Annotated in this window: 15 protein-coding genes, 1 pseudogene and 1 CRISPR repeat array (1 of these 17 only partly in view); of the genes and pseudogenes, 3 read left to right on the plus strand and 13 right to left on the minus strand. The window is 71.6% G+C overall.

The features are described from left to right. Window positions 1-99 precede the first annotated feature (99 nt). The 7 genes from ABEB13_RS29495 to ABEB13_RS29525 form a co-directional block, all read right to left on the minus strand. Entirely contained in the window at window positions 100-420 is a 321-nt protein-coding gene (locus ABEB13_RS29495) for a single-stranded DNA-binding protein (RefSeq protein WP_345709869.1), read from the minus strand. Window positions 421-699: 279 nt separating this feature from the next. Beyond that, a complete protein-coding gene (locus tag ABEB13_RS29500) occupies window positions 700-1,227 on the minus strand; it encodes a hypothetical protein (RefSeq protein WP_345707869.1) in 528 nt (175 codons plus the stop codon). Between the two features lie 16 nt (window positions 1,228-1,243). Then, window positions 1,244-1,783 (minus strand): DUF6197 family protein, encoded by a 540-nt coding sequence (locus ABEB13_RS29505; protein WP_345707870.1) that lies wholly within the window; start codon window positions 1,781-1,783, stop codon window positions 1,244-1,246. A gap of 36 nt (window positions 1,784-1,819) precedes the next feature. After that, a complete protein-coding gene (locus ABEB13_RS29510) occupies window positions 1,820-2,026 on the minus strand; it encodes a hypothetical protein (protein WP_345707871.1) in 207 nt (68 codons plus the stop codon). A gap of 12 nt (window positions 2,027-2,038) precedes the next feature. Then, window positions 2,039-2,230, minus strand: coding sequence for a hypothetical protein (locus tag ABEB13_RS29515; RefSeq protein WP_345707872.1), 192 nt, complete (start codon window positions 2,228-2,230; stop codon window positions 2,039-2,041). A gap of 262 nt (window positions 2,231-2,492) precedes the next feature. Then, window positions 2,493-3,578, minus strand: coding sequence for an FtsK/SpoIIIE domain-containing protein (locus ABEB13_RS29520; protein WP_345707873.1), 1,086 nt, complete (start codon window positions 3,576-3,578; stop codon window positions 2,493-2,495). A 1,339-nt stretch (window positions 3,579-4,917) separates the two neighbouring features. Further along, complete coding sequence (locus ABEB13_RS29525; RefSeq protein ID WP_345707874.1) at window positions 4,918-5,187, minus strand: hypothetical protein; 270 nt, start codon at window positions 5,185-5,187, stop codon at window positions 4,918-4,920. A 58-nt stretch (window positions 5,188-5,245) separates the two neighbouring features. Between ABEB13_RS29525 and ABEB13_RS29530 the strand changes: the two genes are divergently transcribed. Beyond that, window positions 5,246-5,764: a hypothetical protein gene (locus ABEB13_RS29530; protein WP_345707875.1), complete on the plus strand. Its 519-nt coding sequence runs from the start codon at window positions 5,246-5,248 to the stop codon at window positions 5,762-5,764. On the opposite strand, the gene ABEB13_RS29535 is transcribed toward ABEB13_RS29530, so the two are convergent. From ABEB13_RS29535 to ABEB13_RS29550, 4 genes are all read right to left on the minus strand, one after another. After that, entirely contained in the window at window positions 5,689-6,861 is a 1,173-nt protein-coding gene (locus ABEB13_RS29535; RefSeq protein WP_345707876.1) for a hypothetical protein, read from the minus strand. The genes ABEB13_RS29530 and ABEB13_RS29535 overlap by 76 nt on opposite strands. Next, window positions 6,858-7,136 carry a hypothetical protein gene (locus ABEB13_RS29540; RefSeq protein ID WP_345707877.1) on the minus strand — a complete coding sequence of 93 codons (279 nt, stop codon included), beginning with the start codon at window positions 7,134-7,136 and terminating at the stop codon, window positions 6,858-6,860. Before ABEB13_RS29540 ends, ABEB13_RS29535 begins: the two co-directional genes overlap by 4 nt. Before the next feature lie 243 nt (window positions 7,137-7,379). Continuing rightward, window positions 7,380-7,766 carry a WhiB family transcriptional regulator gene (locus tag ABEB13_RS29545; RefSeq protein WP_345707878.1) on the minus strand — a complete coding sequence of 129 codons (387 nt, stop codon included), beginning with the start codon at window positions 7,764-7,766 and terminating at the stop codon, window positions 7,380-7,382. Next, window positions 7,766-8,008 (minus strand): hypothetical protein, encoded by a 243-nt coding sequence (locus tag ABEB13_RS29550; protein ID WP_345707879.1) that lies wholly within the window; start codon window positions 8,006-8,008, stop codon window positions 7,766-7,768. Before ABEB13_RS29550 ends, ABEB13_RS29545 begins: the two co-directional genes overlap by 1 nt. Window positions 8,009-8,575: 567 nt before the next feature. On the opposite strand from ABEB13_RS29550, the gene ABEB13_RS29555 reads away from it, so the two are divergent. Together ABEB13_RS29555 and ABEB13_RS29560 are read left to right on the plus strand one after the other, a co-directional pair. Further along, window positions 8,576-9,346 carry a helix-turn-helix domain-containing protein gene (locus ABEB13_RS29555; RefSeq protein WP_345707880.1) on the plus strand — a complete coding sequence of 257 codons (771 nt, stop codon included), beginning with the start codon at window positions 8,576-8,578 and terminating at the stop codon, window positions 9,344-9,346. Continuing rightward, window positions 9,343-9,816, plus strand: coding sequence for an NUDIX domain-containing protein (locus tag ABEB13_RS29560; RefSeq protein WP_345707881.1), 474 nt, complete (start codon window positions 9,343-9,345; stop codon window positions 9,814-9,816). Before ABEB13_RS29555 ends, ABEB13_RS29560 begins: the two co-directional genes overlap by 4 nt. On the opposite strand, the pseudogene ABEB13_RS29565 reads toward ABEB13_RS29560, so the two are convergent. Both ABEB13_RS29565 and ABEB13_RS29570 read right to left on the minus strand, forming a co-directional pair. Next, window positions 9,813-10,372, minus strand: a pseudogene (locus ABEB13_RS29565) (HD domain-containing protein). The gene ABEB13_RS29560 and the pseudogene ABEB13_RS29565 overlap by 4 nt on opposite strands. Before the next feature lie 2 nt (window positions 10,373-10,374). Beyond that, complete coding sequence (locus ABEB13_RS29570; protein WP_345707882.1) at window positions 10,375-10,830, minus strand: GntR family transcriptional regulator; 456 nt, start codon at window positions 10,828-10,830, stop codon at window positions 10,375-10,377. Between the two features lie 384 nt (window positions 10,831-11,214). Then, window positions 11,215-11,298: a CRISPR direct-repeat array (repeat unit 29 nt) (it continues 1,410 nt past the right edge of the window).

Below are 11,298 nucleotides of genomic sequence, written 5' to 3' on the forward strand. Positions count from 1 at the left end.
GTCTCGTCTCGTACGGGCTGGATGGGCCCCGCAGCAGCCGCCTCTCTGCCAAGATCCGGAGGCTGCTGCGGGGATTTGTGCTGTCGGGCGCGGGCCCGGTTAGAACGGCGGGTCGGCGGTGAATCCGGCGCCGGCCGGCGCGGCTGCGGCGGGTGCGGGTCCGGCGGTGGTCCACGGGTCCGTGGCCTCGGCGGTGTTGGGCTGGCCGGTGCGCTGGGTCTTGGTGACCTTGGCGGTGGCGAAGCGCAGGGACGGGCCGATGTCGTCGAGGTCGAGGCCGAGCATGGAGCGGTTCTCGCCCTCGGGGGTCTGCCAGTTGTGCTGGACGAGGCGGCCGGTGGCGACCACGCGCATGCCCTTGGTGAGGGTGTCGGCGGTGTGTTCGGCGATCTCGCGCCAGGCGGTGGCCCGGAGGAACAGTGCGGTGCCGTCCTTCCACTGGCCGGTGGTCTTGTCGTAGGTGCGGGGGTGGAGGCGATGGTGAAGCGCGCCATCGCCACGCCGGCGGGGGTGAAGCGCAGTTCGGGGTCGTCGGTCAGGTTGCCGACGACGGTGATCGGGGTTTCTCCGACGGACACGGGGGCCTCCAAGGGCGCTCGGGTGTTCCGGGAGCGGGTCTGTCCGGTCCCCCGCACCGCCCGCGCCCCGGGCCGCTGGCTGCGGCGGGGTGCGGGCGGCACGGCCGGTCGGGCAGACCGGTCAGGCAGCGGTGAGCAGGTGCTCGATGCGGTAGGCCTCGTCCTCGTCGCGGGCGATGGCCTCGTCGTGGTCGGCGAGCCAGCGGCGAGAGCGGTGTTCGAGGCCGAGGTGGTGGCGGTTGCGCGCGAGGGTGTCGGCGGCGGTCGCGGTGCGGCCCATCTGGACGGCGTGGACGAGTTCGTGCACGAGGGTGGGGTGGAGCTGGGCCCGGTCGCGCATGGCGGCGATGTGCAGCAGGACGAGCACGGTGCCGTGGGCGGTGGGCACGGTCAGGCCCTGGGCGTCGCGGGCGATGCGCCGGTGGTGCTCGCGCTCCTTGGCGGCGCGCCACCAGGTGGGGGTGCCGCCGACCGATTCGACGGCGGCCCGGCCGAAGTCGGCGGGGTGGGCGAGGCGGACGAGGGTGGCCGGCATCCTCTCGCGCATGTGGCTCTCGACCCGGAGCGCTGCGTGGGGCAGGAGGCGGGTGACGGCGCGGCGCAGGAGGTAGGGGCCGTCGGGGTGCAGGGTCACGTTCTGGCTGGTCATTGCGGGTTCCTTCGGTTCAGCCGTGGGCGCGGGCGGCAGCGATGTCGAGGGCGCGGTGGACCTGGGCCGGGGTGCGACCTTCGGCGTCGTTCCAGCGGTCGACGGAGCGCACGGTGGGGTCCTGGGCGGTGAACTGCTCCATGAGGAAGCGGCGGGCGCGCATGGCGGTGGCCTCGGTGCCGTATCCGGCGGCGAGGACGGCGAGTTGGGCGCCGAGCAGGCAGCGGCGGCCCTGCTCGTCCCACAGCCGGCCCTGGCACCAGCCGTGGACGGTCAGGTAGCGGGACAGGAGCCGCAGGTGGGTGGCGGTGTCGATCGGCGTGGGGGCCGGTGGGCGGCGCCGCAGCCGGTCCAGCGCGGTGGGCTGCGGCCGGGTCAGGCCCAGGTCCCACGTGACCGGGGCCTGACCGTACGCGCAGGTCTCGGGGACCGGAACTCGGGTGGTGTGGGGCTGGGTGGCGAGGTAGGCCTCGATTTCGCGGACGAGGGCGCCGCCGTCGGCGATGAACGCGAGGTCCGGCATGGTGAGCAGGGCGGCAAGGCGGTTGGCGGGCATGGTGGTTCCTCCGTTCGGCGCGGGCGGCGCGTGGGGTCAGCGGGTCTGCTGGATGAGGGCGCCGAGGAGTTCGGGGCGGTTGGTGGAGCCGAGGTAGCGGCCGGCGGCCGTCCACAGGTGCCACCACTCGCCCGGGTGGATCGCATTGGCGGTGTGGGCGCAGGTGACGTCGCCGTGGGTGAAGACGTCGAGGACGACGTCCTGCTCGGGGCCGGGTTCGGTGGTGCTCGGGTGGGCGGGCATGGCGATCTCCGTTCAGCGCAGGTGGGCGAGGGAGTGGAACAGGGCGGTGATGGCGTGGTTCACGCTCGGGGCGATGCCGGTGGAGGCGAGGTAGAAGCCGAACAGCGCGGCGACGATCGCGCCGCTGTAGCTGACGGCGCCGAAGCGGAGCATCAGGGCGAGTGCGACGCCGAACAGCAGCGCGGCGGACACGGTGAACAGCACGAACGGGCTCCCTTCCCGGGAGGCTGGTTTGGGTGGATTTGGGCATGCTCGGTTGCCCCGGCGGACCTTTGCCGGCGCGGGATCGCCGCAGGTCGGAGGGGTGCCGGTGGCGGGCCGACCCCTGCCGGGGGTGTCCGCGCGGGGCGGTTTCGGGCAGGGGTCGGCAGGGGTGCCGACCGGGATTGCGAGGCTCTGACCTGCGGCTTTGTGTGGGTGGCGAAGGTCTGTCAGGGGTGTGAATCAGGACAGAACGGGCGGTAGGTCAGTCGGTGCCGTTGAGGCGGGCGGCTGCCGCGCGCAGGTCCGTCAGGGTGTAGCCGTTGGGTCGGGAGCCGTCCGGGAGGGTGATCCGGGCAGCCTCCAACTCGACCCCGAGGCCAGCCAGTTCGGTGCGCAGGGCCTTGCCGGCGCGGGACAGCCAGGCGGCGTCGGTCTCCCGGGTGGTGCGGCCGTAGCGGTCCGGGTCGATGTCGGCGAGGTGGCCGAGCAGGTCGGCGCTGCTGATCTGGCCGTCCCCGGTGGCCTCGGCGGCCCGGGCCATGTGGTCGAGGACGGTGCGGCGCACCACGGAGCCGAGGCCGTCGGTGCCGCCGGCGGCGGCGCTGACGCCGGTCTCCCGGGCCATGGCGGCCTCGATGGGGTCGTCGTAGTGACCGGGCAGGCACCCGGCCGCCTCGCGCAGCGCCACCCCGGCCTCGATCAGCGGCAGGATCTCGCCCGCGGCCTCGTCGATGAACAGGGACCGGACCTCGATCACCCCGGTGTCGGGGGTGGTCAGCCAGGCCCGGCCGCGGCTGGTCTTCTCGATCGGGATCTTCGAGGCGTCGTAGCCCTGGCCGACCATGCCGTCCCCGAGGACGACGTTCGAGGCGCCGGGCGATTCGACGCGCATGGCCATGCGGGCGGAGAGGTTGCCGCGCAGCCGCGGGGTGACGATCTCCGCCTCCGGGTACTGGGTGGCCAGCGCCAGGACGATGCCGACCGCGGCGCCGACCGCGGCGATCTGTGCCAGCAGCTCGGTGATCTCCTCGGCGTACTTGCCCGACGGGCCGTTCTTGGCGGTGTAGGTGGCGAGTTCGTCGATGATGACCAGCTCGATGCCGCCGAGCTTGTCGATCAGCTTCTCGTTCGCCTTCGACAGGCCCGCCTCGACCAGGATTTCGGTGCGGCGGTTCATCTCCTCGACCATCAGGCGCAGGAACTTGACGAGGCGTCCGGGGTTGCGGCGCACGAAGGTGGCCAGGGCGCGGGCGTGGGGGACGTATTCGCCGGCGCCCTTGCCGTCGAACAGCCGGATCCGCACGCGGGGGTCGAGCATCGCGGCGGCGAGCAGGTTGGCCAGGCCCATGCCCTTGCCGGAGCGGGTGGCGCCGGCGAACAGGAACGAGTAGTCCGAGAGGGTCGGGCGCAGGATGCTGCCGCGCTTGTCGAAGGCGAGGGGAAGCCGTCGCGCCAGGTGTTGACCTGCTTGGCGCGGCCGGCGACGAGGGGGTTGCGGCGGGTGGCGAGGAACGGGTTCTGTCCGCAGGCCCAGATCGCCATCCGGCGGCCGTTGGAGCCGACCTGGCGGATGTCGAGGTTGGTGCGGTCGATGCCCATGGCGGCGGCGATCTCGTCCGCCCGGTCGCGGGCCTTCTTCACGGTCACGTCGGGCAGGTCGATGACCGCGTGCCAGGCGTTCGGCACCGCGGGGTCGATTGCGCACGGGGTGACCATCGTGAGCCGCTGGGAGTCGCCGATGACCTTCGCGGCCTTGAACGCCCTGTCGAGCATCGACTCGGTCAGCGGATCGCCGTCCGACAGGGCCCGCACGTCGGCGTCCCACACGGTCTCGCGGTCGGGCTTGCGGCCGAGGAACGCCTCCATCGTCAGGACCGAGCCGAGGCCGAGCAGCAGGCCGGCGGTGCCGAGGGCGATGTAGCCGGCCAGGATGGCGGCGAGCGGGATGCCGTAGGCGACCAGCGCGCGGGCGAAGCGGATCCGACGGCGGTTGGACTTGGCCTTCTTGTGCGCGGCGACAGCTGTGACGGCCACCGCGAGGGCGGCCTCGGACTGCTTCTGCGCCAGCGCCCGGTCACCGGGCAGGAGGGTGAAGCGGGCCCGGCGGGCCAGGTCGCGGGCCTCGCGGGTGGCGATGTGGGCCTGGTGGCCGGCGGCCTGCACGTGAGCGCCCTCGAACCCGGCCGTCCACTGCGCGGAGCGCCGTATCCCGCGCCAGGCCTGGGCGGCGTGGCCGCGGTCGGTGCGCTGCCGGGCGAGCCAGCGGCGCAGGGCGCGGCGGGCCTGGGTGCTGCGGGCGCGGGCCATGGTGCGGCGGCCGTCGCGGGTGCGGATCCACTGCGGCAGCAGCGGCCGGTCCCCGGCCAGGTCGGCCCGCTCGCTGGCCGCCACCATGGGCGGCTGCAGCTCCGGGGCGGTGTCCTGCGGCAGGTAGACCGACTCGTCGGCCGGGTCCGGGGCGGGCGTGGGCTGGGGGATCTTCTTGGAGAGGCGGTCGGGGAACGGCAGCACCTCGCCGCCGCCGTTCGGGGTGGTCTTGGCGGGGTCGGGCAGCCCGGTGGGGGCGTGTTCTTCGTGGTTCACTGAGGGTCCTTCCTCACTGCTCAGTGGTGCAGGTAAGGGGGTCCGGGGCGGCCGTCGTGCCGGCAAGCTGAGCGGCCGTCCCGGGGTGTCGTGCCAGTGGCGTGTCAGTTCTGGTCGCCGGTGGCGCGCCAGGGGATCGAGCGGCAGTCGGCGGCGTGCCTGTTGGCGGCGTCGCGGGCGGCGTAGCGCTGGGTGGAGCCGGGGCCGTTGCTGGTCTTGCAGCCCAGGCAGAGCCACTTGAAGGCCAGTTCGCGGCCGTTCAGGTCGGCGGTTTCGGCGTGGTTGTACAGGGAGACCAGGGCGGCGCCGAGGGTGAGGAACACGGCCTCGGTGCCGACCGGCAGCCCGGTGGCGGGGTCCACGGGGATGAACATGGGGTTCCTTCCGGGGTCAGGCGGAGGCGATGAGAGCGGCGGCGGTCTCGAAGGTGTGGTGCCAGGACTGGTCGAGCAGGTAGGCGCCGTTCAGGCCGTGGTCGGCGAGCCGGACGAACGTGCCCTTCCCGGTGCGGTCGGCGATTCGGCGGAGCGGCTCGCGCCGGTCGGCGGCGTAGTGCGTGACCGCGGACAGGGCCAGGGCCGCAGCGACCGGGCCCGGCCGCAGCCGGAGACCGAGCAGGCGGGAGGCGAGCAGCAGCGCGGCGGCCTGGCTGGCGGTATAGGTGGTGACGTGGGCGGCGCAGGCGCGGCGGCCGGCCGCGCTGGACTGCCCGTCGTGGCGGTCGTGCTGGCCCTTGGTGCGGGCCTGGTGGTCGGTCTGGATCCAGTGGTCCGCCAGGTCGGCGGCGGAGCGGAGCAGGGCGTAGGCGGCGGCGAACCGGGCGGCCCGGTCGATGCTCTGGTGTATGGTCGTGCGCTCCTTCGCTGTGATGGCGGTCAGTTGGCGGTGGCCCGGGTGTGGCGGCCGCCGCGGGCGGCGAGGGCCATGGCGCGGCGGGCGACGGGGGAGTAGCCGATGGTGTCGCCGGCGCGGCGCACGGGCGGGGTGCCGCCGTTGTTCCGGCGGCCGTCCGGACGCTTCTCGGCAGCGGTCTTCACGGGGCGGGTCATCTGGGATTCGACCTGCACCTTTTGCGCCTTTTCAATCGTGTTTGTCCGGTCGTTGGCGGCATCCTTCACGGCAGCCTTGGCGGCCACCCGCGCGGCGATGGACTCGGCGGTGTCGCCGAGCGTCGCGCCCTGGGTGTCGTCCCATGCGCGCTTCCACGTCGGCTCGCTCGGGTGCAGCTCGCCCACCGCCGCGGCCAGGGCCACGGCGCGCTCCCACACCTGCGGCCACTGCACCGAGCGGAGCTGTTCGACGGCGGCGCGCTCCTCCGCCTCGCGCTCGGCGGTGGCCTTCTGCTCGGCGGCCACGGCGGCGAGGCGCTTGGCTTCGGTGCGGCGCTGGCGGCGGCTGACCTTGCCGTCGCGCTTGCGGATCCGGCCGTGCTCGTGGAGGTCCCACACCAGCGGCCCGGCGAGCGAGCAGAACGCGCCGCCGAGGCCGGTGCCGAGGCCGAACGCGGCCGAGCCATGCAGGTAGTTGACGGTGGCGGCGAACAGGGCGACCGCGCCGGCGAGGGCGCGGTAGTGCCAGGACGGCCGGTGGTCGTCGATCGCGGCCTCGGCGCCCTTGAGCAGGGCCCAGGCCAGGCCCTCCAGTACCAGCGGAGCGGCGAGCAGGAACGGCGCCCTCGGGGACCAGAACGCCATCAACTGGAGCGGCAGGGACACCACGACGCAGATGACCGCGATCGTCCTGGCCCAGGTCCGCCACTGGGCCGCGGACCGCTCGGCCTTCTCCCGGGCGGCCTGGGCCTCAATGCGCCGGCGCTCGGCCTCGCGCCGCCGGTTGGCGGCTTCCTCGCGGATTTCCTGGGCCTGGGCCTCGCCCTCGGCGATCTCGGCGGCGGCCTTGGCGGCCTTGAGCTGGTTGGCGATGTCTGCCGCGGCCTTGGTGGCCTGGGTCTTGGCGCGCAGGGCCTCGGCCTCGGCGGCTTCCTTCCCGGCAGACTTCGGCGGCGCGGGGCGGGTGCGGCTGGTGGGCCGCAGTTCGGTGACGCTCACAGGTCAGTCCCCCCGAAGGCGAGTCGGAACAGGTTCAGCGGCCCGCGCGAACGGGTCAGGTGCCGCAGCGTGCGGAGCTGTCGGGTGTGGGCGGCGCGGCGGCGCAGGGTGGCCCCCGTGCTCGCCAGCAGCAGTCCGCCGGCGACCGCGCACACCGCCGTCGGGTGCGCCAGCACGGCCACGGCCACGGCGGCCAGCGCGCCGGCCACGGTGCGGGCGGCGTGGGGGAAGGCGACGGCGAGCAGCAGGACCGCCCACCCGAGACGCTTGATCACTGCGGTCCCCGGTCTGCTCGTAGGCGACGCCGGCGGCGTGGCGCAGGGCGGCGGCGTCCGTGGTGCGGCCCGCTTCCACCGTGTAGGCGGTGTTGTTCAGCAGGACGGACAGGGACAGCAGGGAGGCGCGGAGGTTGTCGACCTCGGTCAGCAGGTCTTCGATCGCGTCCATGGTGTCGCCGTCGGTCCGCAGTTCGTCGTCGCCCAGGGCGAGGATCTGGGCCAGGCGCTCCGGTGTGAGGCTCATGCCGTCACCGGGCCCAGGTTCGCCGCCGTCTTGGCGGCCTTGGCGGTGGTGCGCTTGAGTGTGCGGCGCTCGTCGGCGGTCAGCCCGCCGAAGATGCCGTACGGCTCGCTGCGGTCCACGGCGAGCGCCAGGCACATCTGCCGCACCGGGCAGCCGGCGCACACCATCTTCGCCCGGCGGATCGCGAACTCACCGGCCGTCGGATCGGCCTTGGTGTCGTCCGGGTCGGGCTCGGCATAGAACAGATCCGGGTCCATGCCCTGGCAGGCGGCGCCGCGCAGGTCGCCGTCCGGGGACGGGATGACCTCCACCACGCCGGTGGGACGGGCGGTCAGGTGCGGGCGGAAGGTGCCGCGCAGGCCGCGGCGGACGATGCGGGTCATCACGCGGCCGCCTTCCAGGTCAGCACCCGGCGCCGCTCGGCCGTGCGCATCAGCGCCTTGGCGTAGCGGGCGGGCTCGGGAGCCAGGTCGCGCAGCACGTCCCGGGCGACGTCGAGGCGCACCACCGTGTCGGTGGCCGTCTCCCCGTCGGCGCCGGCGAACAGCTCGATGTCGATGCCGAGGGCCAACTCGGCGAACTCGGAGGCCGTAGCGGCCTCCTGGCCTGCAACAATCAGTCTCACGGGTCCTTCTCCAACGGTGAGGGCCCAGCGGGGCGGCTTCTCTCCCGGCCAAGGTCAGGAAGCCGCCCCGCACTCGGGCAGAAGAGACCGCCAGCCGGAACGGCCGTGGTCGAGGACAACGGCCGGCGCCCTGAAAGGGCGGGCCGCAGCATGTAGCAAGTGGCGCGATGGGGCCGGACAGGAGCGTCTGGCCCGCTACCGCGCGGCCCCTTTCGAGGGCCGTAGGACGGCAGCCTTGTCAAAGAACGAGCGCTTCCCTGGCCGACCCCCGCAGAAGTCGACTTCCGGACGCATTTGTGCAGCTCAGGGCAGCCCAAAGAAGGGCTGTCAGTTCGCCAGCCCCGCCATGCGAGACATGTTGAACATGTCTCTTACGATGGCGCTGAACCGACGCTCCGTCAAGTCCTTCGTTGATTCGTCGAGGATCCGTCCCGACTGCGCATCACTAGATTCGCCCGTTCGGGCATGTCGAGATACGGCGTCAGTGGACGGCCTCGAACCGACTTCGCTACGGTCAAGTCGTCCCGCATCGTCCAAGCGCCACCGCATCGTCCAGGGGAGGGCGACATGGCCAATGAGCGGCTTCGAGGAGCAATCCTGGCAAGCGGCCTGACGGTAGAGCAGATCGCAGAACGCATCGGCGTCAGCGCACGCACGGTGGAGCGGTGGGTTGAGGCCAGGGGCCAGCGCAGACCGTACCGGCGCTTCCAGTACGCCCTGGCGAACCTCATGCAACGCGACCTGTCCGACCTCTGGCCGGACGAAGAGAGCGCCAGCCAAACAGCCGAGGCTGGCCGTGCCGAACTCGTGCGGCTCTACCCACACCGCGCCGTGGTGCCGAAGGACTTGTGGACGTCGCTCTATTCAGGTGCCGCCCGGCACTTCGACCTGGTCGTCTACGCAGGCTTCTGGCTATCCGAAGATCCGCTTTTCTTTCGCCTGATCAGGGAGAAGGCGACCGCGGGCGTGCCTGTCCGGATGATGCTCGGCGACCCAGACTCACACCCGGTCGCGCAGCGTGGCGAGGACGAAGGGATCGGCCCGGCGATGGCTGGGAAGATCCGCAACGCGCTTGCCAACTACGCGCCGATCTTCAACGTGCCAGGGGTTGAGTTTCGTCTCCACTCGACGACGCTCTACAACTCGCTCTACCGAGCCGATGACGAGATGCTCGTCAACGGCCACGTCCATGGAGTTGGCGCCTACCTCGCACCCGTGCTGCACCTCTCGAAGGTGCCCGGCGGGGAGCTGTTCAGCACGTACGCGGCGAGCATCGAGCGAATCTGGGAGAGTTCTCGAAGGATCACTTCCCCGAGACTTGAGGACGAGGCGGCATGAGCCGGATCGACTACATCAACGACCCCAACGCGCCGGCGGCGAACTCGGTCGTCCCGTCGGTCGTCGCCGTCGTGCAGGACGAAGGTGGTCGGGTGCTACTGATCCATAAGACAGACAATGGGCTGTGGGCGCTCCCTGGCGGCGGACACGATATCGGCGAGTTCGTGGCCAGCACGGTGATCCGGGAGGTACGCGAGGAGACCGGTATCGATGTCGAGGTCGAGACGGTCACCGGGCTATACACCGACCCTGGGCACCTTATGGCGTACGACGACGGAGAGGTCCGACAGCAGTTCTCGATCTGCTTCCGCGCAAGGCCGATCGGCGGGAACCTTCGGACGAGCGAAGAATCGAAGGAGGTCCGCTGGGTGAACCCGGCGGACCTCGAAGGCCTCGACATTCATCCGTCCATGCGGTTGCGAATCCAGCACGCGCTCGACCCGGACCGCACCCAGCCGTACATCGGCTAGCTCGCGGGGCTAGCCAGCGTCAGCCTGTGCTCCACGCGCTGGGCCGCCGCGTGGATTTCCGGTTCTGCCCGGCGAATGAACCGCCCGACGATGCTGTCCGGCCCGTACCGGCTCACGATCTCGGCAACCCTCGCCGAAGTCGTTGTGGACGTGCCGTCCGGGGTCGTGGTCATGTCGCAGTAGATCAGCGCATCGACCAGCCCTGGCTCCTCCAAGGGGAACTCGGCCTCCAGCTCCTCGCGTAGCCCCCGCTCCTCGGCTTCCAGCAACGCGCAGGAGTGGTGCGCGACGAGCCGAACGATTCGCTCGTCCACTCGCTCCACGTTGCGAAGGAAGCGTGCGCCGTCGAGTGGATGAAAGCCGGTGTCGGTGATGCGGGGGAGTAGCCGACATCGTGCAGCACGGCGGCGGCTTCGAGCAGTTCGGCATCCGGCCCGAGAATCGGCGCCAGCGCGCGAGCCCGTCCGGCCACCCCCTTGGAGTGGGTCCAGCGGCGGGGAAGGTCGTCGGAGAGGAGTGCTTCAGCGAGGTCGTAGGCCCACACGGTGGCGTCCATTCCTAGGAGGTAGGTGGTGCGATGCTCGGGCGGGGCAGCGCGCGGACAAAGCGGCCCTTGCCCTGCCGGACCTCCAGCACGCCAGCGCCTTCAAGCTGAGCTAGCGCGCGGCGTACGGTCCCCCGGGACGCGTCGGTCAGCTTGCAGAGCTCGCTCTCGGACGGGAATTCGTCACCCGGTGTCAGACCTTCCGCTGAGATGACACCCGCGATCTGGTCATAGACCGAGGGTGCCGATTCTGTGGCTGCGACGATTCGGCGCGTGCCCTGCCGGGAGCGGATCAAGCCTTCGTCCGTCAGCACCTTGAGCGCACGACCCACGGTGCTCCGGGCCACGCCGTACTGAGCCATCAGCTCGGCTTCGGACGGTAGGGCTGCCAGCCCGGAACCGTCGCCGATCTCGGCACGCAGCGCCTCGGCGATCTGCAGGTACGTGCCGCGCGGACTCCGCTCGCTCACTGGCCGTCCCTTCCTCGTCCTCTGGTCTCCAGCCACGATGAAGGATGTCGCAGTGCGAAAGCCGTCATCGTGGGCGTGGCCAGTATGGCTGAGGTTGTGCGGTGGCAATTGGTCGCATCAAGCGGCCAGTGATCCGCCACGGGATTGCCGACTGCACGGTGCCTTCCGGCAGGATGTGACTCTTCTGCCATCAAGGTGGCTGTCACAGCTGTCACTCTGTCACTGAATAGCCACTGAGCTGCGAGGATGGCAGTGACCTGCCGGTGACGGTGGTTGGCGACCGCCCATCAGATGGTTGAAACACCGGGGGCGCTTCAGTTGTCTGACGTCGATGTCTTGTCGGTGCTCGGGCAAGAGAGCAGGCTCTTTTCCAGGAATCCCCAACGGCTGACCCCCGCGTGCGTGGGAAGGACGTAAAGGATCTCCACCCGTCGGTCCCCGGCAGCGGCTGACCTCCGCCTGGGCGGG

It is taken from the genome of Kitasatospora paranensis, from assembly GCF_039544005.1.
In the GTDB taxonomy this organism is placed as follows: Bacteria; Actinomycetota; Actinomycetes; order Streptomycetales; family Streptomycetaceae; genus Kitasatospora; species Kitasatospora paranensis.

Coding starts and splice junctions, on each gene's coding strand:
- ABEB13_RS29545 (WP_345707878.1), bottom strand. CDS start 7,766: ATGACCCGCATCGTCCGCCGCGGCCTGCGCGGCACCTTCCGCCCGCAC.
- ABEB13_RS29500 (WP_345707869.1), bottom strand. CDS start 1,227: ATGACCAGCCAGAACGTGACCCTGCACCCCGACGGCCCCTACCTCCTG.
- ABEB13_RS29555 (WP_345707880.1), top strand. CDS start 8,576: ATGGCCAATGAGCGGCTTCGAGGAGCAATCCTGGCAAGCGGCCTGACG.
- ABEB13_RS29520 (WP_345707873.1), bottom strand. CDS start 3,578: ATGGGCCTGGCCAACCTGCTCGCCGCCGCGATGCTCGACCCCCGCGTG.
- ABEB13_RS29510 (WP_345707871.1), bottom strand. CDS start 2,026: ATGCCCGCCCACCCGAGCACCACCGAACCCGGCCCCGAGCAGGACGTC.
- ABEB13_RS29505 (WP_345707870.1), bottom strand. CDS start 1,783: ATGCCCGCCAACCGCCTTGCCGCCCTGCTCACCATGCCGGACCTCGCG.
- ABEB13_RS29525 (WP_345707874.1), bottom strand. CDS start 5,187: ATGTTCATCCCCGTGGACCCCGCCACCGGGCTGCCGGTCGGCACCGAG.
- ABEB13_RS29560 (WP_345707881.1), top strand. CDS start 9,343: ATGAGCCGGATCGACTACATCAACGACCCCAACGCGCCGGCGGCGAAC.